The following is a 21293-nucleotide window of genomic DNA, read 5'->3' as shown; positions in this document are numbered from 1 at the left end:
CCCCAGCCAATCGGCGATCTCCTGCTGGAACCGCTCGGCCAGTTGCGCGGCCTGGCGCAGTACCTGCGCGCGTTGCGCATACGGCGCCGCGGCCCAGCCGCGTTGCGCCTGCGCAGCGGCGGCGGCCGAGACCGCGACCTGCGCCGGGCCAGCCAGGCCGACGCGGCCGAGCTGCTCTCCGCTGGCCGGCGCGATCGCCTCCGCGCTCTCGGTGGCGGCCTGCCACTGACCGGTGAAAAGCGCTCCGTGCCAAAAATCGTGCTGCAGCAAAAGCGTATCGTTCATGCGGGTGTTCTCCTGGGAATCGGGGTTGCCGGTCATGCCAGTCGCGCGCTCAGGAAGGCGGCGGCATGTTCGATGGCGCGCACGGCGGCCGGCAGCACGCCGGCCATTTCGACGAAGCCGTGCACCATGCCCGGCAGTTCGACGTACTCCACCGCCACCCCGGCCGTGCGCAGGGCATCGGCGTAGTGGCGGCCGTCGTCGCGCAGCACGTCGCAGGCGGCGGTGTAGATCAAGGCCGGTGGCAGTCCGCGCAGATCGGCCGCGCGCAGCGGCGACAGCCGGCTGTCGCTGGGGTCGTACTCGGCCACGAACGGCGCCGACATCGCCTGCATCACCGCCAGCGTCAGCGGCGGCACATGCGCGTTCTCGTGGCGCGCCGCAAAGTCCTGCGATGCCGGCGACAGATCCGTACTCGGATAGAACAGCGCCTGCGCGCGCAGCGCCACCGCACTGCCGCGCAACTGCTGACAGGCCACCGCCGCCAGACTGCCGCCGGCGCTGTCGCCGGCCACGGCCAGGCGGCCGGCATCCAGGCCCAGCTCGCCGGCGTGCGCCGCCAGCCAGGCGATCGCCGCGACCACGTCCTGCGGGCCGGCCGGGGCCGGATGTTCCGGCGCCAGCCGGTAGTCCACCGCCACCACCGCGCACGCGGCCGCCTGCGCCAGGCGCCGGCAGACCGGATCGTGGGTGTCCAGATCGCCGGCACTCCAGCCGCCGCCGTGCAGATAGACGATGGCCGCGGTGGCCTGCGGCGCGCTGACCGGCCGATACAGGCGCAGCGGGATCGGACCGGCCGGCCCCGTGGCGGTCAGCGCACGGACCTCGGCCACCGGCAACGGCGTGCCGCCGAGCAGCGCGCCGATCTGACCGTAGGCCTGGCGCAGCTGCGGGATCGGCAGGGTCTCCAGCGGGGGCGCGCCGCTGGCGGCCATGCCTTGCAACACCGCCAGCACGTCCGGCGCCAGCCGCGAAGGGTCGAAGAGAGGGGACTGCATGGCGTTCGCTCCAGGAAAGGACAGAGGTGAGGACACGGGGGTCAGTGGGCGCCGCCGGTGCGTGGCGACAGGCCGCGGCGACGCGCGCACGGCGGGCCGGGCGGGTGGATCATCCCTGGTCGCCGCCGCCCACCGGCAGCACCGTCCCGGTGATGTAGGAAGCCTCGTCCGAGGCCAGGAACAGGATCGCCGCGGCCTGCTCGTCGAGCGTGCCGTAGCGTTTCATCAGGCTCGATTCCACGGTCTGCGCGACGATCTGCTGATACCAGGCCTGCGCCTGCGCGCTCTGCGCATCGGCATTGCGCGGCACCCGCCGCGGCGGCGCCTCGGTACCGCCCGGGGCGACCGCGTTGACGCGGATGCCATGCGCGGCGTGCTCGAACGCCAGGCACGCGGTCAGCGCGTTGACCCCGCCCTTGGCCGCGCCGTACGGCACGCGATGGATGCTGCGGGTGGCGATGGAGGAGACGTTGACGATCGCCCCACCGCCCTGCGCGATCATGTACGGCAGCGCCGCGCGGCATCCCCACAGCGCCGGGAACAACGAGCGCCGCACCTCGGCCTCGATCTGCGCCGGGGTGTATTCCTGGTACGGCTGCGCCCAGATGGTGCCGCCGACGTTGTTCACCAGCACGTCGATGCGGCCCATCTGCGCCTGCGCGAACTGCATCGCCCGCGCGTTCTCCTCGTAGTGTTCCAGGTCGGCCACCAGCGTGGCGACTTCGGCCGGCGCCAGTGCCTGGGACAGTTCGGCGACATGGGCGGCGCGGTCCACCAGCACCAGCCGTGCGCCCTCGGCGGCGGCACGCTCGGCCACGCGCAGGCCGATGCCCTGCGCCGCGCCGGTGACCACCACCACCTTGCCGGCGAAACGCGCGCTCATGCGGCCCGTTCCTGCATCGGCGCCACGGCGCTGGGGGTGAACTTCTCGTAGTGGAAGGCGGCCGGAACCAGCCCGATGCCGGAAAAATGCGTGCGCACCGCTTCGACCATCGGCGGCGGTCCGCACAGGTACACGTCCACGTCGCCGCCGTGCAGGGCGTGCGCAGGCAGGTGCTCGGTGACGTAGCCGGTGCGCGGATGCGCCGCCGCCGGATCGACCACGCAGGTATCGAACGTGAACCAGTCGGCCTGCTCGGCCAGCGCCTGCAGGCGCTCCAGCAGCACCAGGTCGGCGCCGCGGGTCACGCCGTACATCAGATGCACCGGATGCGCGCAGCCGCTGGCCTGCAATTGCGCCAGCATCGACAGGAACGGCGCCAGGCCGGTGCCGCCGGCCAGCAACAGCAGCGGCCGGGTGATCTCGCGCAGGTAGAAGCTGCCCAGCGGGCCGTTGAGGTCCAGGACCTGTCCCGGCGTGGCCGCGTCCAGGTAGGCGCTCATCAGGCCGCCGGGGACGCGCCGGATCAGGAAGGTCAGCGTGGACGCACCCGGCGCGGAACTGAAGGAATACGCGCGCAACTGGCCGCTGCCGGGCACGGCGATGTTGACGTACTGGCCGGGCAGGAAGGCCGGCGCCGGGCCGATCGTCTCCAGGGTCAGTTCCAGCGCGGCGTCGGCATGCGCGACCACCGCCGCCACCGTGGCCTGGAAGTGCACGCTCCCGGTCTTGCAGGCGAGCGAGGTCGCCGGCACCGCCACGGCGCAGTCCGACTGCGGCCGCATCTGGCAGGTCAGGACCATGCCGGCGGCGGCTTCATCGGCGCTGAGCGCGTCCTCGATGTAGTCCTCGCCCAGATCGTAGCGCCCACGTTCGGCGCGGCACTTGCAGGTGCCGCACACGCCGTCGGCGCAATCCATCGGCAGGTTGATGCGCTGGCGGAAGGCGGCGTCGAGCACCGTCTCGCCGTCGTTGCAGTCGATGAAGCGGGTGATGCCGTCTTCGAAATTCAGCGCGATGCGATAGGACATGGCGGTTGCTCGCAGGTGCGTGCCGATCAGACGTGGTAGACGTCGACGACCTGGCGGATGTAATCGTTCTTCAGCACGATGGTCTTGCGCGCGATGCGCAGCGCGTCGTCCTGCCGGCGCAGGGTCAGCGTCACCGTGCCGAAGAATTGGTCGGTGACCTTGTAGCGATGGCTGAGCGTGTGGAAATTGTGCCGCACCTCGATGTCCTGCCCGTGCTCGGACAGCACCTCGATGTTGCTCAGGTTGTGGCTGGTGCGCGGCTCCGGCGTGGAGGCGCCGGAGCGCTCGGTCTTGATGCGGAACACGCGGTCCTCCAGCCCGGAGCGATCGGCGTAGTAGATCAGCGAGATCTGCGACTGCGGATCGTCGGTGAGGCGGTCGTCGTCGTCCCAGGCCGGCATCCAGTACACCGCGTCCTCGGCGTACAGGGTCAGCCACTCGTCCCACTGGCGGTCGTCGAGCAGGCGCGCCTCGCGGTACAGGAAGGCGCAGATGGTCTGGTAGTCGGTGCTCATGCCGTACCCTCGCGTTCGCGTGCGATCGCCTCGCGCATCGCCTCCGCCCAGTACGCGTGCTGGCGCACGAACAGGCCTTCGTCCTCGCTGCGCTCGCCCGACAGCAGCGGCGCCAGTCCCATCCGCCGCGCATTCTCGTCGGGGCCGTCGATCCACAACGGCGCGCCGCGGCTGAGATCGTTCCACGGCGCCGCGCCGGCGGCGTAGCCGGCCTGGCACGCGCGGAACTCCTCCAGGTCGTCGGCGGTGCCCATCCCCGAGACGTTGAAGAAATCCTCGTACTGGCGGATGCGCAGCGCACGGTCGCGCGCGCTTTCGCCCTTGGGCGCGAAGCAGAAGATGCTGACCTCGGTCTTGTCCACGTCCAGCGGCCTGACCACGCGGATCTGCGTGGAGAACTGGTCCATCAGGAACAGGTTCGGATACAGACACAGGTTGCGCGTCTGCTCGACGATGAACGCGGCGCGGTCGGCGCCCAGGCGCTGCGCCAGTTCCTCGCGCTGCGCGTACACCGGGCGCACTTCCGGGTTCATGGTCTTGGTCCACAGCAGGATGTGGCCGTTCTCGAAGCCGTACACGCCGGCGACGCTCTTGCTCCAGCTGCCGGCATCGACCGCCGGGGTGCCTTCCTGCTTGCGCCGGCTCATGGTGGCGGCGTAATTCCAGTGCACGGTGCTGACGTGGTAGCCGTCGCAGCCGTTCTCCATCTGCAGCTTCCAGTTGCCGTCGTAGACATAGGACGAGTTGCCGCGCAGCACTTCCAGCCCCTGCGGCGCCTGATCGACGATCTGGTCGATGATGATCCGGGTCTGCCCCAGGAACTCGTGCAGTGGCGCCACGTCCTCGCGCAGGCTGCCGAACAGGAAGCCGCGGTAGCTCTCGAAGCGCGGCACGCGCTTGAGATCGTGGCTGCCGTCCTGGCCGAACTGCGGCGGGTACTGGGTGGTCCTCTCGTCCTTGACCTTGAGCAGCTTGCCGGTATTGGAGAAGGTCCAGCCATGGAACGGACAGGTGAAGCTGCCCTTGTTGCCGTGCTTGCGCCGGCACAGCATCGCGCCGCGATGCGCGCAGGCGTTGATGACCGCGTGCAGTTCGCCGTGCTTGTCGCGGGTGATCACCACCGGCTGACGGCCGATGTAGGTGCTGTAGTAGTCGTTCGGCGCGGGGATCTGGCTCTCGTGCGCCAGATAGATCCAGTTGCCCTCGAACAGATGCTTCATTTCCAGTTCGAACAGATCGGCGCTGGTGAATATCTCGCGACGGCAGCGGAACTGTCCCGCGGCGGGATCGTCCTGCACGGCATTGGCGAGCAGGGTGTCGAGCGCGGCCGCAGGGTCGATGACGGCAGACATGGGGGTGTCTCCTGTGAGAATGGCGGCGGCCTGCGTTGGCAACCGCAGGCCGCGGCAGTGACCGGCACGGGGCGACGCGCAGCGTGCCCCGTGACGCGGCGGAAACTAGGCGGCGACGCGGCGGCGCAGCGGATTGGCCTGGTTGTCCACGCCTTCCACCAGTGCGGTGAGGCGGAAATCGAACTGGATCTCGGCAAACGGGCCGCTCAGGCCGTTGGCCTGGATGCTGGCCTCGTCGCTGCGTTCCACCAGATCCGGCACCAGGCCATCGCGGGTGGCGTAGGCGAAGTCGTCGTTGACCAGCGGGTCGCCGGCGATGTTGATCTGCGTGGTCAGCTTGCGGTGGCCGTCGGCGCCGACGAAGAAGTGGATGTGCGCCGGACGCTGGCCATGGCGGCCGAGCGCGAACAGCAGGCGTTCGGTCGGGCTGCCCGGCGGCACGCCGTAGCCCTTGGGCACGATGCTCTGGAAGCGGTAGTGGCCTTGGGCATCGGCGATGATCGTGCGGCGCATGTTGAACGGCGCCTGCTTGCCGGTGGGGTCGAAGTGCGAATAGAAGCCGCGCGTGTCGCAGTGCCAGACCTCGACGCTGGCGCCGGGCAACGGACGACCGTCGGCGCCGTACACGGTGCCATGCATGATCAGCGGATGGCCGTTTTCGTCGCTGCCGTCGTCGAGCCGGGCGAAGCCGTGCGCCACCGGCGCGCCGGCCACGTACAGCGGCCCTTCGATGGTCCGCGGCGTCGGATTGTCGATGCCCAGTTGCGCGTCGATGGCGTCCAGGCGCAGATCCAGGAAGTGGTCCAGGCCCAGCCCGGGCGAGATCAGCCCGGCCTGCCCTGCCGCGCCCAGGTCGTTGAGCCAGGCGATCGCGCTCCAGTACTCGTCGGGCGTGACATCCAGATCGTCGATGGCCTTGAACAGGTCCGACAGCACGCGATGCACGATCCGTTTCACACGCGCGTCGCCGGCCGTCTGCTCCAGGCCGCTGACCGTGCGCAGGAACGCCTGCACCTCCGGGGTCTCGAAAATCTTGACGCTCATCGTCTGGTTCCTTCTCTGCTCATGGTTGCGTTGGCTGCCTTGAGACGTTCCCCTCCCGAGGAAGCGCCCGTGGTGCGGGACTAGCGATCGTCCTCGTACAGCGACGAGGGATGGCGGCACAGCGGGGTGACCGCGATGCGCATGTAGGGAAACAACGGCAGCGACAGCAGCAGCGCGTGCAGTTCGGCGTTGTCGGCCACGTCGAAGATGCTGACGTTGGCGTACTGCCCGACCACCCGCCAGATATGGCGCCACTGGCCGCTGCGCTGCAGTTCCTGGAAACGCGCCTTTTCCTGCGCCTTGAGTTGCTCGGCGCGCTCGGGCGGCATGTCGCCGGGCAGGTTCACTTCCATGGTCACGTGGAACAGCATGGTCATGGCTCCTGGCTGAGCGCGACCGGCACCGCCACACGGCGGCGGTCGCGACGGAAGGCATCCACCCGCGCCTCGTCCAGGGCGATGCCCAGGCCCGGCGCGCGCGGTACGTGCAGATGGAAATCCTCGTAGCGCAGCGGCTCGGCGAGGATCTCTTCGGTCAGCAGCAGCGGCCCGAACAGTTCGGTGCCCCACTGCAGATGGGGGAAGGTGGCGAAGACATGGGCCGAGGCGATGCTGCCGATCGCCCCTTCCAGCATCGTCCCGCCGTACAGGCCGATGCCGGCGGCATCGGCGATGGCCGCGACCTTCTGCGCGGCGTACAGGCCGCCGGACTGCTCGATCTTCACGGCGAACACGTCGGCCGCGCCGCGTCGCGCCGCCTCGAAGGCGCTTTCCGGGCCGCTCAGCATCTCGTCGGCCATCAACGCGATCGGGAAGCGGCGCATCAGCCGCCGCATCGCCGCCAGCGACGCCACCGGCTGTTCGACCAGTTCGCAGCCGGCGTCGGCCAGCGCCGGCAGCGCGCGCACCGCCTCGGTCTCGCTCCAGGCCATGTTGACGTCCACCCGCACCGCGCCGCGCGCCCCCAACGCGCGCTTGATCGCCGCCACGTGGGCCACGTCCTCGGCGACGCTGCGCGTGCCGATCTTCAGCTTGAACACGTTGTGCCGGCGCTCGGCGAGCATGCGTTCGGCCTCGGCGATGTCGCGTTCGGTGTCGCCGGAGGCCAGCGTCCACGCCACCGGCAGGCGATCGCGCAGGCGCCCGCCCAGCAGCTCGGACACCGGCAGGCCGAGCCGCTGGCCGTGGGCGTCGAGCAGCGCGGTCTCGATCGCGCACTTGGCGAAATGGTTGCCCTTGACCAGGCCGCCGATCCGCTGCATCAGCGCCTGCACCGCGCAGGCATCGGCCCCGACCAGCAGCGGCGCGATGTAGCGGTCGATCGTCAACTGCATGCCTTCCGGGCTCTCCGCGCCGTAGGCCAGACCGGCGATCGTGGTGCCCTCGCCCAGCCCGACCACGCCGTCGCTGCAATGCAGGCGCACCAGCATCAGGGTCTGCCCGCGCATCGTCGCCATCGACAGGCGATGCGGGCGGATCGTGGGCAGGTCGAGCAGCAGCGTCTCGACGCGTTCGACGGTGGCGGTGGTGGGGTGCGGTGACATGGCGCCGATTCTTGGCCCGGCACGGCACTGCCGTCCAAGACTGAATGCAGCACCATTTCATACCCTGAAGATATAGTATGGCGGGAAACCTAGACGTTCATGATTTGCTGCAGCACAGCATACTTTGAATGTCATGTAACTTTCCGCCACAGCGAGCGTCTATGGATCTGCGTCAACTCCGCTACTTCGTGGCCGTCGCCCGCGAACGCAACTTCACCCGTGCCGCAGAAATCCTGCATATCGCGCAACCGCCGCTGAGCCGGCAGATCCAGCAGATCGAACAGCAACTGGGCGTGCCGCTGCTGGTGCGGCGCAGCCGCCCGCTGCGTCTCACCGACGCCGGACGGCTGTTCTACGAGGAAGCGCTGCAGGTGCTGGGCCGGGTCGAGCAGATGACCGAGGCCGCGCGCCGGCTCGGCCGCAGCGAGCGCCGCGTGGCCTCGATCGGCTTCGTCGCCTCCACCCTGTACGGCGGTCTGCCCACGGTGGTGCGGCGCCTGCGCCAGGCGCGACCGGACCTGGAAGTGCGCCTGGTCGAGCTGATGTCCAGCCAGCAGGTGGAAGCGCTGAAGGAAGGTCGCATCGACCTGGGCTTCGGCCGCGTGCGCAGCAGCGACCAGCATGTCGAACGCCTGGTCCTGCGCGAGGAGCGCCTGGTCGCGGCGATCCCGATGGAACACCCGCTGGCCGCGGAGGACGCGCCGCTGCCGCCGGCGGCGCTGGCCGGGCAACGGCTGCTGCTCTATCCCAGCCATCCGCGCCCCAGCTTCGCCGATCAGGTGCTGTCGCTGCTGCAGGATCACGGCGCGCATCCCAGCGAACTGCAGGAGGTGCGCGAGCTGCAGACCGCGCTGGGCCTGGTCGCGGCCGAGAGCGGGATCTGCCTGATCCCGGCCTCGGCGCGGTCGATGCGCAGCGACCTGCATTACCGCCTGATCGACGACGAACACGCCACCTCGCCGATCATCATGAGTTATCGCCGCAACGACGACTCCGGCCTGGTGGAACTGACCAAGCAACTGATCCGCGAGATGTATGCCGAGCATCCGCCGTGGCTGGACGTGTCCTACAACCGCTGGAACGCACCGTAACCCCGGCCACCGGCGCCTATCCGGCATACACTGGCCGCCGCGCGCGGCCCCGTGCCCACGCGCGCCGCCCCTTCGCCGCCGCCGACGCCATGCCTCCCACCTCGCTTGCCCCCGCCTCCGACGACCCGATCGCCCTGACCCGCCGATGGCTGGAGCGCGCGGTGATCGGGCTGAACCTGTGTCCGTTCGCCAAGGCGGTGTACGTCAAGCAGCAGGTGCGTTTCGTGCTCAGCGATGCGAGTACGCCCGAGGCGCTGCTCGAACAACTGGCCGAAGAACTGGTGCTGCTGCGCGATACCCCGGCCGAGCAGATCGACACCACGCTGATCGTGCACCCGGACGTGCTGCAGGACTTCCTGGACTACAACGACTTCCTCGACAACGCCGACGCCGCGGTCGAGGCGCTGGACCTGCAGGGCGTGCTGCAGGTGGCCAGTTTCCATCCGCAGTACCAGTTCGCCGGCACCGCACCGGACGACATCGGCAACTACACCAACCGCGCGCCCTACCCCACCCTGCACCTGCTGCGCGAGGACAGCGTGGAACGCGCAGTGGCCGCCTTCCCGGACGCGGACGTGATCGTCGAGCGCAATCTGCAGACCCTGGAGACGCTGGGGCTGGAGGGCTGGAAGCGGGCGGTTGGGGAGCGGGATTCGTGATTTGGGATTCGGGATTCGTAGAAGCGGGATTTGCGACGGGGCGTGGCGCCACGCGCTTTTGCCAATCCCCAATCCCGACTCCCTAATCCCGGCCCTCGAACAGCACCGCCACGTCCGCCGCCTCCAGCACCCGCCACTGCCCCGAGGGCAGATCGTCCAGGCCGAAGCCGCCGATGCGGCTGCGGTGCAGTGCGGCCACGTGGTTGCCGACGGCGGCGAACATGCGCCGCACCTGGTGGTAGCGGCCTTCGTGCAGAGCCACGCGCACCTGCCGCGGTCCCAGCGTCTCCAGTTGCACCGGCAGCAGCGGCGTGGTCTCGCCGTCGAGCATCAGCGTGCCGCTGGCGAACTGCGCGGCCTCGTCGCCGCGCAGATCCTCGGCCAGGGTGGCCTCGTAGACCTTGGCCAGCCGCGCCTTGGGCGAGACGATGCGATGCAGCAGCGCACCGTCGTCGGTCATCAGCAGCAGACCGCTGGTGTCGCGGTCCAGCCGCCCCACCGTGGACAGCAGCGGCGAGCGCAGGCGGAAGCGCGGCGGCAGCAGGTCGTAGACGATGCGCCCCGGATCCTTGGTCGAGCAGGTGTAGCCGACCGGCTTGTGCAGCGCCAGGATCAGCCCGGGCGGCGGATCCAGCGCTTCGCCATCAACCCGGATCGCCGCGTGCGGCACTTGGTCGTCGGCATACAGCACCTCGCCCTCGGCATCGGTGATGCGGCCCTCGCGGAACATCAGCGCCACCTGCTTGCGGCTGCCGTAGCCCAGGTTGGCCAGGTGCTTGACCAGTTTCATCGGCGCGCTCCGGCACGGCTGCGCACCGCGTGGATCAGCTTGAAGCCGTCGCGGGTGGCGAGCACCTCGGTCTCCCCGAAGCTGGCGTCGAGCACCGCCTCGTAGGGCAGATGCCGGTTGGCGACCAGGAACAGCCGCCCGCCGGGCGCCAGCGCCTGCGCCGCCACCGCGATGAAGCGCCGGCCGATGTCCGGCCGCTCCATCCGCCCCGGCGCATGGAACGGCGGATTGCTGACGATGACGTCGTACTGCCCCGGCAGTCCGGTGGTCACGTCGTGCCAGTGGAAGCCCAGCGTCGGGCCGGCCGGTGCCTGCGCCAGATTCGCGCGCGCCAGCGCCAGCGCGCGCGCGTCGGCCTCGAACAGGTCCAGCGCGGTCAGTTGCGGGCAACGTGCCAGCAGTTCGGCCGACAGGTAGCCGTAGCCGGCGCCGAGATCGGCGGCACGGCCGCGCAGATCGGCGGGCAGGTGCTCGGCCAGCAGCGCCGAGGCCGGGTCGATGCGATCCCAGGCGAACACGCCCGGGCGGCTGCGGAAGCGACCGTCGAGAATCGGCCGCACCGCGTCCAGCGTCGCCCAGCGCTGCTGCAGCGCGGCGTCGTGGCCGCCCTGCAACGGCGCGGTCCAGTACACCCGGCAGTGGTGCTTGGTCAGCTTGCCGCCGAGTCCAGCCAGTTGCTGCAGGTCGTCCTCGCCGGAGCGCGCGCCCTCGTTGTTGGCCTGGCAGGCCACCACCATGCCGCCCGGCGCAGCCAGCGCCACGGCGCGCGCCAGCAGCGCCCGCGCTTCCTCGCGCTGGCGCGGCGGCAGCACCAGCACCAGCGCGTAGCCGCCGGCGTCGGCGGCGCCGTCCTGCTCCGCACGCACCGTCCAGCCGCCCTGCTGCAGCGCGCTGGCGAACGGCCGGTAGTCCTGCTCGCAGACCAGTTGCGGCGGCTGCGCATGCTGACGCAGCGCCCAGCCGTCGCGGGCGCGCAGGAACAGCACCTTGCCGGCAGGCCAGCGCAGCACGCCCTGGGCGAACGGCAGGAACAGGGTGTCGAGGGGGGCGTCTTGCGCAGCCGGCATCGGGCGTGAGTCATCGGAACAGGGACGCGCATTCTACCGGCAGTGCGCGGCGACCCCGGTTTTGCACGAATCCAACGCATCATTGATGCTTCGGCAACATCGCCGCGCCTAGGCTGCAAGGCACCCAATGACCGGAGAGGCAGCATGCGCGCAGTGTTCATCGGCGGCGTCGTCGACAACAGCGAAGTGGACCTGGATGGCAGCCAGCCGCCGTTGCACTACCCGGAGAACACCGGCACCGGGCGTCCGCGCTACCGCCTGCACCAGCGCGGCGCACGCGACGATGGCAGCGTGGTGTATGCCGTCTACGCCGCCCCGGAACTGGGCGACACCGAAGTGGAGCGCGTCTTCAACGAACGCGGCTACGCCCGCCGCTTCGGTGTGGAACCGGCGCCTGTGGAGCACTGACGCCAGGCTTTCGGCTCGGTCAATCAGACATGCAGGAGCGGCGTCGGCCGCGACCGGGCCTCGCCAGGCGCATCCCGGTCGCGGCTGAAGCTGCTCCCGCACGCGTCAGCAGAGATGGATTTGCCATAGCGCCCACTCGCGCGATTCTCAATCGCAGCAAACAAGGCCGGCTTCCAGGAAGCGGCTGCGGTCGTGGTTTTCCCCGTTTTTCGAAGCACGCGGCCGCGCAATGAGATGCGCGATGCAGCAGCCCTGGGGGCACGCGCCACACCGCCGCAGTGGTCCTTTGCAGGAACGGCCTAAGCCGCGATCGGGCTTCGCCATGAAGCCCACGTCGCAGCCATCAATCCCGCATCGCGACCATGAACCCGCGCCGCGACCGAAGCCACCCCTACGATCGATGCGGAAACACGCGGCTAACCAGACCGCTCACTTCCCCGGCTTCGGCGTCACCCGCCACACCACATTGCCGACGTCGTCGGCGACCAGCAGCGCGCCCGGCTTGTCCACCGCCACGCCGACCGGGCGGCCCTGCGCACGGCCCTCGGCGTCGAGGAAGCCGGTCAGCACGTCCTGCGGTTTGCCGCTGGGCTTGCCGTTGGCGAAAGGCACGTAGATCACCTTGTAGCCCGACGGCGGGTCGCGGTTCCAGGAGCCGTGCTGGCCGATGAAGGCGCCGCCGCGGTAGGGCTGCGGCAGCAGCGCACCCTCGTAGAAGGCCAGGCCCAGCGAGGCGGTATGCGCGCCCAGCGCGTAGTCCGGCTTGATCGCGCTGGCCACCATCTCCGGGTTCTGCGGCTGCACGCGCTCGTCCACGTGCTGGCCGTAGTAGCTGTACGGCCAGCCGTAGAAACCGCCCTCGCGCACCGAGGTCAGATAATCCGGCACCAGGTCGCTGCCGATCTCGTCGCGTTCGTTGACCACGGTCCACAGCGTGTCAGTGCCGGGCTGCCAGGCCAGGCCGACCGGATTGCGCAGGCCGCTGGCGAACACGCGGGTGGCGCCGCTGGCGGCGTCCACTTCCAGGATCGCGGCGCGGTTGAGCTCCTGCTCCATGCCGTTCTCGGCGACGTTGCTGTTGGAGCCGACGCCCACGTACAGCTTCTTGCCGTCGCGGCTGGCCAGCAGGCTCTTGGTCCAGTGGTGGTTGATGCCGCCGGGCAGGTTGGCGACGAAGCTGGGCGCGGCGGTGATCTGGGTGTCGCCGTCCTTGTACGGGAAGCTGACCAGGGCATCGGCATTGGCGATGTACAGACGGTCGCCGACCAGGGCCATGCCGAACGGCGAATACAGGCCCTTGAGGAACTGCGTGCGCACTTCGGCGACGCCATCGCCGTCGGCGTCGCGCAGCAGGGTGATGCGGTTGGCGCTGGGCACGGCGGCGCCGGCCTTGGCCATCATCGCGCCCTGGATCTTGTCGCGCAGGCCGCCGCTCTCCTTTTCCGGTGCCGGCGGCTCGGCGGTCTCGGCGACCAGCACGTCGCCGTTGGGCAGCACATACAGCCAGCGTGGATGGTCCAGGTCGCGGGCGAAGGCCTGCACCGCCAGGTCGGCGGCCGGTACCGGCGCGGCGCCATCGGCCCAGCGCTTGACCTCGGCGACCTTGACCGTGGGGATCATGCGCTTGACCGGATCGGGCAACACCGGATCCGGCCCCATGCCCTCCTCGATGGCGTGCTTGGCGGTGTCGCCGCAGGCGGCGAGCAGGGCGGCACTGAGCGCACACAACACCCAACGGGCGCGAATCGGCGAAGACATGGCCATGTGTCTTGGATATCCGGGAACACGGGGGAACGCCGATGATGCACAGGCCCGACGCGAAAAAAGTGAAAGATGCGTCAAGAGGCGTCGCCGCGCGGATCGGTCTCCCAGGGCCGCGCCGGCAACTGGCGCACGCTGCGGATTTCGTCCAGCCACAGGTAGCGGTGCCGGGCCGGATCGTCGAGGTCGTCGATGCGCACCTGCGCATTGCTGCCCTCGTTGCCATCGGCGTCGCGGAACTGCTGGATGCTGGGCCGGACCGACACGGTGCCGAAGCACACGCTGCCGTCGTGCAATTCGATGCGCACATGCGCCTGCCCGGGCAATTGCAGGATCAACGCTTCCAGCGCCTGGATCTGCGCCTGGTCGGTGTGGATACGCTCGGCAAACTGGGTCATCGGCGGACTCCTGAGGGGGAACCGCAGCACCCTAACGCCGGCCGCGTGAGCCGGCGGGCAAGACCGCGCTAACGCTGCCGCGCGAAGCGCACCGCCGAGACCAGCTGCGCCACGCTGTACGGCTTGGCCAGGTGTTCCTGGAAGCCGGACTGCAGCGCGCGCTGGCGATCGTCGGCACGCGCCAGCGCAGTCACCGCGACCGCCGGCAGTTCGTCCGCGCCCAGGCCCATGTTCTCGCGCACGGTGCGGATCAGCCCGTAGCCATCCATGCCCGGCATGCCGATGTCGGTGACCATCACGTCGATCGCCGCATGGCCGCCGCCGTCGAGCACCTCCAGCGCCTCGCTGGCCGAGCCCACCGCGACCACCTCCGCGCCCTGCTCCTCGAGCAGGCGCCGCAGGTAGTCGAGCATGTCCGGCTGGTCCTCCACCGCCAACAGGCGCACGCCCTTGAGCGAATACGCCTCGACCACCTGTTCGGCCATCGCGAACGCGCGCACTTCGCGCAGCGGGCGCGAGCCCGGCGCATCGCGGTGCAGCGGCAGGCGCACGGTGAAGACCGAGCCGCAGCCGCGACCTTCGCTGGCCGCACTGATCTGGCCGCCATGCATTTCCACCAGCTGCTGCACGATCGCCAGGCCCAGGCCGAGGCCGCCGTGCAGGCGCGTGGTGGTGCTGTCGGCCTGGCGGAAGCGCCCGAACAGATGCGGCAGGAACTCCGGCGGAATGCCGTCGCCGGAATCGCGCACCGCCACGCTGACGTGCTCGCCATCGTCGTCGAGCGCGATCGCCAGGGCGATGCGCCCGTGCGCGGGCGTGAACTTGATCGCGTTGGACAACAGGTTCCAGAACACCTGCTGCAGGCGCGTGGCGTCGCCCAACACCATGCACGGCTGCGACGGCGCCTGCAGGGTCAGCGCCTGGTCCTTGCCTTCGGCCACCGGCTCCTGCGCGCGCATCGCCTCGCGCACCTGCTCGGCCAGGTCCAGCGCTTCCACTTCCAGTTGCACCTTGCCCAGCAGCATGCTGCTGAGATCGAGCATGTCCGAGATCAGCCGCTGCTGCGCGCGCGCGCTGCTGGCGATGACCGACAGGCCCTTGCTGCTCGGGTCGCCCGGCGGCAGCCGCTGCAGCAGCAGGTCGCTCCAGCCGAGGATGGTGGTCAGCGGCGTGCGCAGTTCGTGCGACAGCGTCGCCAGGAACTCGTCCTTCAGCCGCGCCATGCTCTCGGCGGCGTTGCGTGCGCTGCGCTCGGATTCCAGCAGTTGCTCGCGCGCCAGTTCGATGTCGCGACGTTCGGTGACGTCCGGACTGCTGCCGGCCAGGCCGATGAACTGGCCCTCGGCGGAATAGCGCGGCACCGCGGTCATTTCCACCCAGCGCCACTCGCCGTCGTGGCGGCGCGCGCGCACCAGCGCGCGCAGGTTGCGCTGGTCGTGCAGCGCGTTGCGCAATTCGTAGGCGAACACGCCCACGTCTTCCGGATGCAGCACGTCGCCCCAACCCGGGCGCGCAGCATCGGTATCCAGATCGATGCCGAAGAATTCGGCATAGGCGGTGTTGGTGAAGCGCAGTTCGCCCTGGGCGTCCAGCACCCACACCGGCATCGGCAGGCCCTCGGCCAGCGCGCTGAAGCGCGCCTCGCTCTCGGCCAGGTCGCGCTCCATCCGCTTGCGCTCGGTGATGTCGAGGAACTGCACGGCGACCTGGCGCAGTTCCGGCGCGCCGACGCGGAACGAATCCACCGCCCACCAGCGGTCCAGCGCAGTCGCGAAGTTCTCGAACTTGTCCGGACGGCCTGTCAACGCCACCGCGCCGTAGCGCTGGAACCAGTGCTCCTCGTGGGTCGGCGAGATCTCGCGCATGCGCCGCCCGACCACGTCGCGCAGGCCGGTCTCGCGCTCGAAGGCCGGATTGACCTGCAGAAACACGTAATCGACCGCGCGCTCGCCCTCGAACAGCATCTGGATCACGCAGAAGCCGGAATCGATCTTGTCGAAGATCTCGCGGTACTGCAGGTCCGTCGCCTGCGCGAACGAGGAAGCGGTGGAGTCTGGACTGGCATGCATGACGGACTAGCTCTGGCAGCGGCCTACGGCAACGGATGAAGACGGTGCCCGGCATCCTCGGCGCAACGACGATGCGCCGGGAGCGGCAAGGCGTAAACCCCCATCTTGTTAAGCCACTCCGCCGCCGTCAAGCCAGCACCTGTGCTGCGCCCGCCCGAGCGATGTCACCAGAAGAACGCGATCACCAGCACGATGCCCAGCAACGACAGGCCGATGCCTGCCAGCACCATCCACTGGGTCAGGCGCGCGCTGCGCAAGGCCTGCTCTTCCAGCCAACGCTCGGCTTCCTCGCGCCACGGCGGCGGCGAAGAGGATTCCAGCAACTGCTGCACGCGCGCCGGCCCCAGCTGCCGGCATTGCCGGCGGCATTCTTCGGGAACCAAGGATCGCTCGGGTGCGCTGACGACGGACATGCCAAGATTCCTGAATTGCTCAGCCGAGCGTGAAACGCGGTGCGTCGCTGGCCAGTTCGTGCTCCACCGCCATCCGTGCCAGGCGCGTGTAGTTGGCGCGCGGGCCGGCGCCACGGCCGACGATCAGGCCCAGGTATTCCAGGCCGGTCCACACCCGCGCCTTCCACTCTACGCCGTCTTCGGCCAGCACCAGGGTCAGCGTGTAGCGGAAGCTCTGCCCCTGCGGGCTGCGGTAGTGGTAGCTGGGCGGGAACTGCACGGCCACGTCCTGCGCCTCGCCGAGCGAGACCAGGTAGCGCCGCAACAGATGGCGCACGTCGTCGCCGGGGTTGAGGCGCAACTGCCGCGCCGCCTCGTCCAGGTTGGCCTGGTGCTCGACGAACGCCGCCGCGCCGCTGGCCGGGCTGTGGCCGTGGCGCTTGGCCCAGTCGATGAATTGCAGGCGCACATCGCTGCCGGTGTGGGCCTGGTGGAACAACGGCGTCTTCATGCGATCCCCGCATCCTCCGAGTGGCATCCATGCTCGCGCGCGCACCGTGAAGCAGGCGGCGAGGTGATGTGAGCCGTCCGTCACGCCGAAGCGGATGAATCGGCGGCCAACGGTCGTCGCCGCACGCCTCGCCGCGATTGCGGGCACGCCGGCACAGGCACACACTGGGCGCACGCCTCCTGGAGATCCGCCATGAAGATCCGCTATGCCTGGACGGCGCTGGCTGTTGCCTGCCTGTGGGCGGGCGGCGCCTCCGCCGAGATCCGCAACGTCACCGACCCGCAGGCGCCGCGCAGCCTCGTCAGCGACGGCCCGGTGCAGGTTAGCTGGGCCGACCCGTCCACCTTCAGCGAACTGCGGCAGAGCCGCAACCGCTGGGAAGCCGAACGCGGCGACTGGGTGCAGGACCTGGCCGCCTACCTGCAGAAGCAGGCCGCCAAGCAACTGCAGCCCGGGCAGCGCCTGGACATCAAGCTGACCGACATCAAGCGCGCCGGCGACTTCGAGCCGTGGCACGGCCCGAACTGGAACGACGTGCGGGTGATGCGCGACCTGTACCCGCCGCGGATCAGCCTCGACTTCACCCTGTACGGCGCCGACGGCCAAGTGATCGCGCAGGGCCAGCCGAAACTGATGGACCCCAGCTATCTGTACAACAGCTCGGTCGGCCTGAGCACCGATCCGCTGCGCTACGAAAAGCGTATGCTCGACGACTGGCTGCGCCGGCAGTTGCGCAAGGACAGCGCAGTCGCCGAGCGCTGAGGCCGCACGCGCGGCGCCGGCATCGCGCCGGCGCCGTCAGGCATGGATCAACCGCCGAGATAGGTGCGCGGCGCGCGCTTGAGGCCGCACAGCAAGCGGTAGGCGCTGGAACTGCAGCGCCCGGCCAGCGCGTCGATGCGCGGCTGTTCGCCCCACAACTGCACCTCGCTGCCGAGGCCGGCCTGCGGGTGGTCGGTCAGGTCCACGGTCAGCATGTCCATCGACACGCGCCCGATCAGTGCGCCGGGCGCGCCATCGATCAGCACCGGCGTACCGTTGGGCGCGAACTGCGGATAGCCGTCGGCATAACCGATCGCCACCACCCCGACCCGGGTCGGGCGCGCCGCGACGAAGCGCGCGCCGTAGCCGACCGGCTCGCCCGGCGCGATGTCGCGCACGGAAATGATCCTGGACTGCAGAGTCATGACCGGGCGCAGTTCGCCGGGCAGCGCGGCCGCGGCGGCGAACGGGTCGGCGCCGTACAGCATCAGCCCCGGCCGTCCCCAGTCGTTGCGCAGCTCCGGCCAGCCGAGCAGGGCCGGCGAATTGCACAGGCTGGTCTCGCCGGCCAGGCCGGCGGTGGCCTGGCGGAACACCTCCACCTGCTCGCGCGTGCGCGCGCTGTCCAGTTCGTCGGCGCGGGCGAAGTGGCTCATCAGCACCAGTCGCTCGACCTGCGGCAGCGCGCTCAGGCGCGCGTGCGCGGCGCGGAACTCGTCCGGCGCCAGCCCCAGCCGATGCATGCCGCTGTCCAGCTTCAGCCACAGGCACAGCGGCTGCGGTGCGGCGAAGGCGGCGATCGCCTCCACCTGCCAGGGCGAGGCCACCGCGCACCACAGCCGGTGTTCGGCGACCAGCGGCAGTTCGTCGGCGTCGAAGATGCCTTCCAGCAGCAGGATCGGCGCGGCGATGCCGGCCTGGCGCAATTCCAGCGCCTCCTCGATGCAGGCCACCGCGAAGCCGTCGGCCTCGCCGTCCAGCGCGCGCGCGCAGGCCACCGCGCCGTGCCCGTAGGCATCGGCCTTGACCACCGCCAGCGCCTTGCCGCCGCTCAGCCGGCGGGCCAGGCGGTAGTTGTGGCGCAGCGCGTCGAGATCGATCAATGCACGGGCTGGGCGCACGCGACGGCCTCGGCAACGGACGCGGCGGAACCGCGGGAATAACGGAAGATGTCCAGGCCCTCGCCGCTGATCTGCGGCTGCCGCGAGACCATCAGGTCGGCCAGGTAGCGACCGGAGCCGCAGGCCATGGTCCAGCCCAGCGTGCCGTGGCCGGTGTTGAGGAACAGGTTGCGGTAGCCGGTGGCGCCGACCACCGGCGTGCCGTCCGGGGTGGCCGGGCGCAGCCCGGTCCAGAACTCGGCCGCGGCCAGGTCGCCGCCGCGCGGGTACAGGTCGTTGACCACCTTCTCCAGGGTGGCGCGGCGGCGCGCCGGACGCGACAGGTCAAAGCCCGCCAGTTCGGCCATGCCGCCGACGCGGATGCGCGCGTCGAAGCGGGTGATCGCCACCTTGTAGCTCTCGTCGAGGATGGTGGAGGTGGGCGCCAGCGCCGCGTCGCGGATCGGCAGGGTCAGCGAATAACCCTTCAGCGGGTACACCGGCAGGCGGATGCCCAGCGGCGCCAGCAGGCCGGGCGAGTAGCTGCCCAGCGCGACCACGTAGCGGTCGGCCCGCTCCACCCGCCCGCCGATGCGCACGCCGTCGATGCGGTCGCCATCGGCCTGCAGCGCCTCGATGGTCTCGCCCTGGCGGAACTGCACGCCGGCCGCGGCGGCCATCGCCGCAAGGCGCTGGGTGAACAGGCGGCAGTCGCCGGTCTGGTCGTTGGGCAGGCGCAGCGCGCCGACCAGGGTCGCCGGCGCGCTGGCCAGGGCCGGCTCGACCCGGGCGATGCCGGCACGGTCCAGCAACTCGTAGGGCACGCCGTACTCGCGCAGCACCTCGATGTCCTTGGCCGCACCGTCCAGTTGCTGCTGGGTGCGGAACAACTGGGTGGTCCCGAGCTGGCGGCCTTCGTAGGCGATGCCGGTCTCGGCACGCAGCTGGTCCAGGCAGTCGCGGCTGTACTCGGACAGGCGCACCATCCGCGCCTTGTTGATGGCGTAGCGCTCGGCCGTGCAGTTGCGCAGCATCTGCGCCAGCCACAGGTACTGCTGCAGATCGGCGGTGGGCGTGATCGCCAGCGGCGCATGGCGCTGGAACAGCCATTTCAGCGCCTTCAGCGGCACCCCGGGCGCCGCCCACGGCGAGGCGTAGCCGGGCGAGACCTGGCCGGCATTGGCATAACTGGTCTCCAGCCCCGCCGCCGGCTGGCGGTCGACCACCGTCACCTCGCAGCCGCTGCGGGCCAGATACCACGCCGTGGCCGTGCCGATCACACCGCTGCCGAGAACCAGAACCCGCATGCGCCTACTCCGTTCGGATCAATTCCCTGGCTAGATGGCGCCAGGGCAGAAGTTCGGTGCAGTATAGGCAGCGCAACCCAGGATTTTCCCCTGACTTCTGCCGGCCTGGCAGGCCAAACCCCTGAGACCGCCCCGCATGGCCGCACGCCTCCGCGAACTGGACAAGATCGACCGCAAGATCCTGCGCATCCTGCAGCAGGAAGGGCGCATCTCCTTCACCGAACTGGGCGAGCGGGTGGGCCTGTCCACCACTCCGTGCACCGAGCGGGTGCGCCGGCTGGAACGCGATGGCGCCATCACCGGCTACTACGCACGGCTGGACCCGCATTACCTCAAGGCCAGCCTGCTGGTGTTCGTGGAGATCAGCCTGGCCTACAAGTCCGGCGACATCTTCGAGGAGTTCCGCCGCGCCGCGCTGAAGCTGCCCAACGTGCTCGAATGCCACCTGGTCTCGGGCGACTTCGATTACCTGCTCAAGGCCCGCATCAGCGAGATGGCGTCCTACCGCAAGCTGCTGGGCAGCACCCTGCTGACCCTGCCGCATGTGCGCGAGTCCAAGAGCTACATCGTGATGGAGGAAGTGAAGGAAACGCTCAGCCTGCCGATCGCCGACTGAGCGCTTCGCGCGGATGCGTGCGGGTCAGGAGACCAGCAGCTTCTCCAGGTCGTCGCGCGAGGAATTGGCGTGATTCTTGGCCAGTTCGGCCACCACCCGCTTCTGGACCTCCTTGTGCAGCAGCGGCCGCAACTGGCCCAGCGTGTGCGGGTCGGCGACCAGCATCAGGTGCTCGACCTGCCCGCGCAGCGCGTCCTGGTACAGGCGCTCGGCGATCTGACGCACGAACCCGGCTTCATCCATGGTCATCGGCCGGTCGCCGTCCTCCACGCCCTCGATCGGCGTCGGGTTCAGCACTTCGGTCTGCTCCAGCAGCGCGGTCTCGCCGGCCAGGTTGACCCGGAACAGGCGCGCAGCGGTGCGGTCGGCGACGACGATCAGGGTGTTGTCGGGAAGCTTGCTCATCGGTTCTCCTGCGAAAACATGGCGCCGCGGCAGTCGCGGCCGGTTCGCCAGTCTAGGAACCGATTCGTGAGGATGGCGGCCACGCGGCGTTCGCCGCGCGTTCGCCGCCGGGGCGCAGGCGCTCAGTCCTGGATACGGACCCCGTCGCCGCTGGGCACGGTGTCGTAGTAACGGCCGGTGCGGGTATCCAGCGCGCGGTTCGGCCCCACCTGCATCGCCCCGGGCACCAGCTGGCCGCGACGGTCGTAGAGGCGGACCGGGCGGCGTGCGGACGGCTCGGCGACCGCGGCGGCCGGTACCGCCGGACTGGGC

Annotated in this window: 24 protein-coding genes and 1 pseudogene; 5 read left to right on the top strand and 20 right to left on the bottom strand. The window is 70.0% G+C overall.

The window, feature by feature from the left end; translation table 11 throughout:
• The 9 genes from D183_RS0109490 to D183_RS0109450 all read right to left on the bottom strand — a co-directional run.
• Positions 1–285: aldehyde dehydrogenase family protein (locus D183_RS0109490; protein WP_232757247.1), on the bottom strand; the 285-nt coding region annotated here is incomplete at its 3' end.
• 32 nt (positions 286–317) lie between these two features.
• Complete coding sequence (locus D183_RS0109485; protein ID WP_017908782.1) at positions 318–1280, bottom strand: alpha/beta hydrolase; 963 nt, start codon at positions 1278–1280, stop codon at positions 318–320.
• A 109-nt stretch (positions 1281–1389) separates the two neighbouring features.
• Complete coding sequence (locus D183_RS0109480) at positions 1390–2163, bottom strand: 1,6-dihydroxycyclohexa-2,4-diene-1-carboxylate dehydrogenase (protein ID WP_017908781.1); 774 nt, start codon at positions 2161–2163, stop codon at positions 1390–1392.
• Positions 2160–3191: a benzoate 1,2-dioxygenase electron transfer component BenC gene (benC, locus tag D183_RS0109475; protein ID WP_017908780.1), complete on the bottom strand. Its 1032-nt coding sequence runs from the start codon at positions 3189–3191 to the stop codon at positions 2160–2162. Before benC ends, D183_RS0109480 begins: the two co-directional genes overlap by 4 nt.
• A 26-nt stretch (positions 3192–3217) precedes the next feature.
• Positions 3218–3706, bottom strand: a complete 489-nt coding sequence (gene benB, locus D183_RS0109470) for a benzoate 1,2-dioxygenase small subunit (protein ID WP_017908779.1) — start codon at positions 3704–3706, stop codon at positions 3218–3220.
• Entirely contained in the window at positions 3703–5058 is a 1356-nt protein-coding gene (locus D183_RS0109465) for a Rieske 2Fe-2S domain-containing protein (RefSeq protein ID WP_017908778.1), read from the bottom strand. Before D183_RS0109465 ends, benB begins: the two co-directional genes overlap by 4 nt.
• Positions 5059–5163: 105 nt before the next feature.
• Positions 5164–6102, bottom strand: coding sequence for a catechol 1,2-dioxygenase (gene catA, locus D183_RS0109460; RefSeq protein ID WP_017908777.1), 939 nt, complete (start codon positions 6100–6102; stop codon positions 5164–5166).
• 80 nt (positions 6103–6182) lie between these two features.
• Complete coding sequence (gene catC / locus D183_RS0109455; protein WP_026144336.1) at positions 6183–6473, bottom strand: muconolactone Delta-isomerase; 291 nt, start codon at positions 6471–6473, stop codon at positions 6183–6185.
• A gap of 2 nt (positions 6474–6475) precedes the next feature.
• The gene (locus D183_RS0109450) at positions 6476–7645 is read right to left on the bottom strand and encodes a muconate/chloromuconate family cycloisomerase (RefSeq protein WP_017908775.1); all 1170 of its coding nucleotides are present in this window, start codon (positions 7643–7645) and stop codon (positions 6476–6478) included.
• Between the two features lie 161 nt (positions 7646–7806).
• On the opposite strand from D183_RS0109450, the gene D183_RS0109445 reads away from it, so the two are divergent.
• Entirely contained in the window at positions 7807–8736 is a 930-nt protein-coding gene (locus D183_RS0109445; protein ID WP_017908774.1) for a LysR family transcriptional regulator, read from the top strand.
• 89 nt (positions 8737–8825) lie between these two features.
• Positions 8826–9395 carry a DUF1415 domain-containing protein gene (locus D183_RS0109440; protein ID WP_017908773.1) on the top strand — a complete coding sequence of 190 codons (570 nt, stop codon included), beginning with the start codon at positions 8826–8828 and terminating at the stop codon, positions 9393–9395.
• Positions 9396–9477: 82 nt separating this feature from the next.
• On the opposite strand, the gene D183_RS0109435 is transcribed toward D183_RS0109440, so the two are convergent.
• The gene (locus D183_RS0109435; protein WP_017908772.1) at positions 9478–10185 is read right to left on the bottom strand and encodes a pseudouridine synthase; all 708 of its coding nucleotides are present in this window, start codon (positions 10183–10185) and stop codon (positions 9478–9480) included.
• Complete coding sequence (locus D183_RS0109430) at positions 10182–11252, bottom strand: class I SAM-dependent methyltransferase (protein ID WP_017908771.1); 1071 nt, start codon at positions 11250–11252, stop codon at positions 10182–10184. Before D183_RS0109430 ends, D183_RS0109435 begins: the two co-directional genes overlap by 4 nt.
• A 144-nt stretch (positions 11253–11396) precedes the next feature.
• On the opposite strand from D183_RS0109430, the gene D183_RS0109425 reads away from it, so the two are divergent.
• On the top strand, positions 11397–11660 hold the full coding sequence (locus D183_RS0109425; protein ID WP_017908770.1) for a hypothetical protein: 264 nt from the start codon (positions 11397–11399) through the stop codon (positions 11658–11660).
• 429 nt (positions 11661–12089) lie between these two features.
• On the opposite strand, the gene D183_RS0109420 is transcribed toward D183_RS0109425, so the two are convergent.
• The 5 genes from D183_RS0109420 to D183_RS0109400 all read right to left on the bottom strand — a co-directional run bounded on the left by D183_RS0109420 (position 12090) and on the right by D183_RS0109400 (position 16791).
• On the bottom strand, positions 12090–13424 hold the full coding sequence (locus tag D183_RS0109420) for a PQQ-dependent sugar dehydrogenase (protein ID WP_017908769.1): 1335 nt from the start codon (positions 13422–13424) through the stop codon (positions 12090–12092).
• A gap of 74 nt (positions 13425–13498) precedes the next feature.
• A complete protein-coding gene (locus D183_RS0109415) occupies positions 13499–13819 on the bottom strand; it encodes a DUF3247 family protein (protein WP_017908768.1) in 321 nt (106 codons plus the stop codon).
• 68 nt (positions 13820–13887) lie between these two features.
• Positions 13888–15888: a PAS domain-containing hybrid sensor histidine kinase/response regulator gene (locus tag D183_RS0109410; protein ID WP_017908767.1), complete on the bottom strand. Its 2001-nt coding sequence runs from the start codon at positions 15886–15888 to the stop codon at positions 13888–13890.
• Between the two features lie 164 nt (positions 15889–16052).
• Positions 16053–16301 carry a hypothetical protein gene (locus tag D183_RS27430; protein ID WP_157835197.1) on the bottom strand — a complete coding sequence of 83 codons (249 nt, stop codon included), beginning with the start codon at positions 16299–16301 and terminating at the stop codon, positions 16053–16055.
• Positions 16302–16320: 19 nt separating this feature from the next.
• Positions 16321–16791: a hypothetical protein gene (locus D183_RS0109400; protein WP_010343261.1), complete on the bottom strand. Its 471-nt coding sequence runs from the start codon at positions 16789–16791 to the stop codon at positions 16321–16323.
• A gap of 192 nt (positions 16792–16983) precedes the next feature.
• On the opposite strand from D183_RS0109400, the gene D183_RS0109395 reads away from it, so the two are divergent.
• A complete protein-coding gene (locus D183_RS0109395) occupies positions 16984–17553 on the top strand; it encodes a DUF3016 domain-containing protein (RefSeq protein WP_017908765.1) in 570 nt (189 codons plus the stop codon).
• 47 nt (positions 17554–17600) lie between these two features.
• On the opposite strand, the gene alr is transcribed toward D183_RS0109395, so the two are convergent.
• Together alr and D183_RS0109385 are read right to left on the bottom strand one after the other, a co-directional pair.
• Positions 17601–18674 carry an alanine racemase gene (gene alr / locus D183_RS0109390; protein WP_026144334.1) on the bottom strand — a complete coding sequence of 358 codons (1074 nt, stop codon included), beginning with the start codon at positions 18672–18674 and terminating at the stop codon, positions 17601–17603.
• Positions 18653–19960, bottom strand: coding sequence for a D-amino acid dehydrogenase (locus D183_RS0109385; protein WP_017908763.1), 1308 nt, complete (start codon positions 19958–19960; stop codon positions 18653–18655). Before D183_RS0109385 ends, alr begins: the two co-directional genes overlap by 22 nt.
• A 136-nt stretch (positions 19961–20096) precedes the next feature.
• Here D183_RS0109385 and D183_RS0109380 point away from each other — a divergent pair, with 136 nt between their 5' ends.
• A complete protein-coding gene (locus D183_RS0109380) occupies positions 20097–20576 on the top strand; it encodes an Lrp/AsnC ligand binding domain-containing protein (protein WP_017908762.1) in 480 nt (159 codons plus the stop codon).
• Between the two features lie 24 nt (positions 20577–20600).
• Here the strand turns inward: D183_RS0109380 and D183_RS0109375 are convergent, their stop codons facing one another.
• Together D183_RS0109375 and D183_RS0109370 are read right to left on the bottom strand one after the other, a co-directional pair.
• A complete protein-coding gene (locus D183_RS0109375; RefSeq protein WP_017908761.1) occupies positions 20601–20981 on the bottom strand; it encodes a baeRF12 domain-containing protein in 381 nt (126 codons plus the stop codon).
• A gap of 122 nt (positions 20982–21103) precedes the next feature.
• Positions 21104–21293: pseudogene (locus D183_RS0109370) on the bottom strand (hypothetical protein); the annotation flags it as partial.

It is taken from the genome of Xanthomonas sp. SHU 199, assembly GCF_000364665.1.
Lineage (GTDB): Bacteria > Pseudomonadota > Gammaproteobacteria > Xanthomonadales > Xanthomonadaceae > Xanthomonas_A > Xanthomonas_A sontii.
This window is presented reverse-complemented; position numbering and strand designations above follow the sequence as displayed.

Bases quoted from the DNA above. Each gene is read 5' to 3' on its own strand.
- D183_RS0109445 (WP_017908774.1), top strand. From the start codon at position 7,807: ATGGATCTGCGTCAACTCCGCTACTTCGTGGCCGTCGCCCGCGAACGC.
- D183_RS0109435 (WP_017908772.1), bottom strand. From the start codon at position 10,185: ATGAAACTGGTCAAGCACCTGGCCAACCTGGGCTACGGCAGCCGCAAG.
- D183_RS0109430 (WP_017908771.1), bottom strand. From the start codon at position 11,252: ATGCCGGCTGCGCAAGACGCCCCCCTCGACACCCTGTTCCTGCCGTTC.
- D183_RS0109480 (WP_017908781.1), bottom strand. From the start codon at position 2,163: ATGAGCGCGCGTTTCGCCGGCAAGGTGGTGGTGGTCACCGGCGCGGCG.
- D183_RS0109375 (WP_017908761.1), bottom strand. From the start codon at position 20,981: ATGAGCAAGCTTCCCGACAACACCCTGATCGTCGTCGCCGACCGCACC.
- D183_RS0109415 (WP_017908768.1), bottom strand. From the start codon at position 13,819: ATGACCCAGTTTGCCGAGCGTATCCACACCGACCAGGCGCAGATCCAG.
- D183_RS0109450 (WP_017908775.1), bottom strand. From the start codon at position 7,645: ATGTCACCGCACCCCACCACCGCCACCGTCGAACGCGTCGAGACGCTG.
- D183_RS0109395 (WP_017908765.1), top strand. From the start codon at position 16,984: ATGAAGATCCGCTATGCCTGGACGGCGCTGGCTGTTGCCTGCCTGTGG.
- catC (WP_026144336.1), bottom strand. From the start codon at position 6,473: ATGCTGTTCCACGTGACCATGGAAGTGAACCTGCCCGGCGACATGCCG.
- benB (WP_017908779.1), bottom strand. From the start codon at position 3,706: ATGAGCACCGACTACCAGACCATCTGCGCCTTCCTGTACCGCGAGGCG.
- D183_RS0109385 (WP_017908763.1), bottom strand. From the start codon at position 19,960: ATGCGGGTTCTGGTTCTCGGCAGCGGTGTGATCGGCACGGCCACGGCG.
- D183_RS0109410 (WP_017908767.1), bottom strand. From the start codon at position 15,888: ATGCATGCCAGTCCAGACTCCACCGCTTCCTCGTTCGCGCAGGCGACG.
- catA (WP_017908777.1), bottom strand. From the start codon at position 6,102: ATGAGCGTCAAGATTTTCGAGACCCCGGAGGTGCAGGCGTTCCTGCGC.
- benC (WP_017908780.1), bottom strand. From the start codon at position 3,191: ATGTCCTATCGCATCGCGCTGAATTTCGAAGACGGCATCACCCGCTTC.
- D183_RS0109465 (WP_017908778.1), bottom strand. From the start codon at position 5,058: ATGTCTGCCGTCATCGACCCTGCGGCCGCGCTCGACACCCTGCTCGCC.
- D183_RS0109400 (WP_010343261.1), bottom strand. From the start codon at position 16,791: ATGAAGACGCCGTTGTTCCACCAGGCCCACACCGGCAGCGATGTGCGC.
- D183_RS0109440 (WP_017908773.1), top strand. From the start codon at position 8,826: ATGCCTCCCACCTCGCTTGCCCCCGCCTCCGACGACCCGATCGCCCTG.
- D183_RS0109420 (WP_017908769.1), bottom strand. From the start codon at position 13,424: ATGGCCATGTCTTCGCCGATTCGCGCCCGTTGGGTGTTGTGTGCGCTC.
- D183_RS0109485 (WP_017908782.1), bottom strand. From the start codon at position 1,280: ATGCAGTCCCCTCTCTTCGACCCTTCGCGGCTGGCGCCGGACGTGCTG.
- D183_RS0109425 (WP_017908770.1), top strand. From the start codon at position 11,397: ATGCGCGCAGTGTTCATCGGCGGCGTCGTCGACAACAGCGAAGTGGAC.
- D183_RS27430 (WP_157835197.1), bottom strand. From the start codon at position 16,301: ATGTCCGTCGTCAGCGCACCCGAGCGATCCTTGGTTCCCGAAGAATGC.
- D183_RS0109380 (WP_017908762.1), top strand. From the start codon at position 20,097: ATGGCCGCACGCCTCCGCGAACTGGACAAGATCGACCGCAAGATCCTG.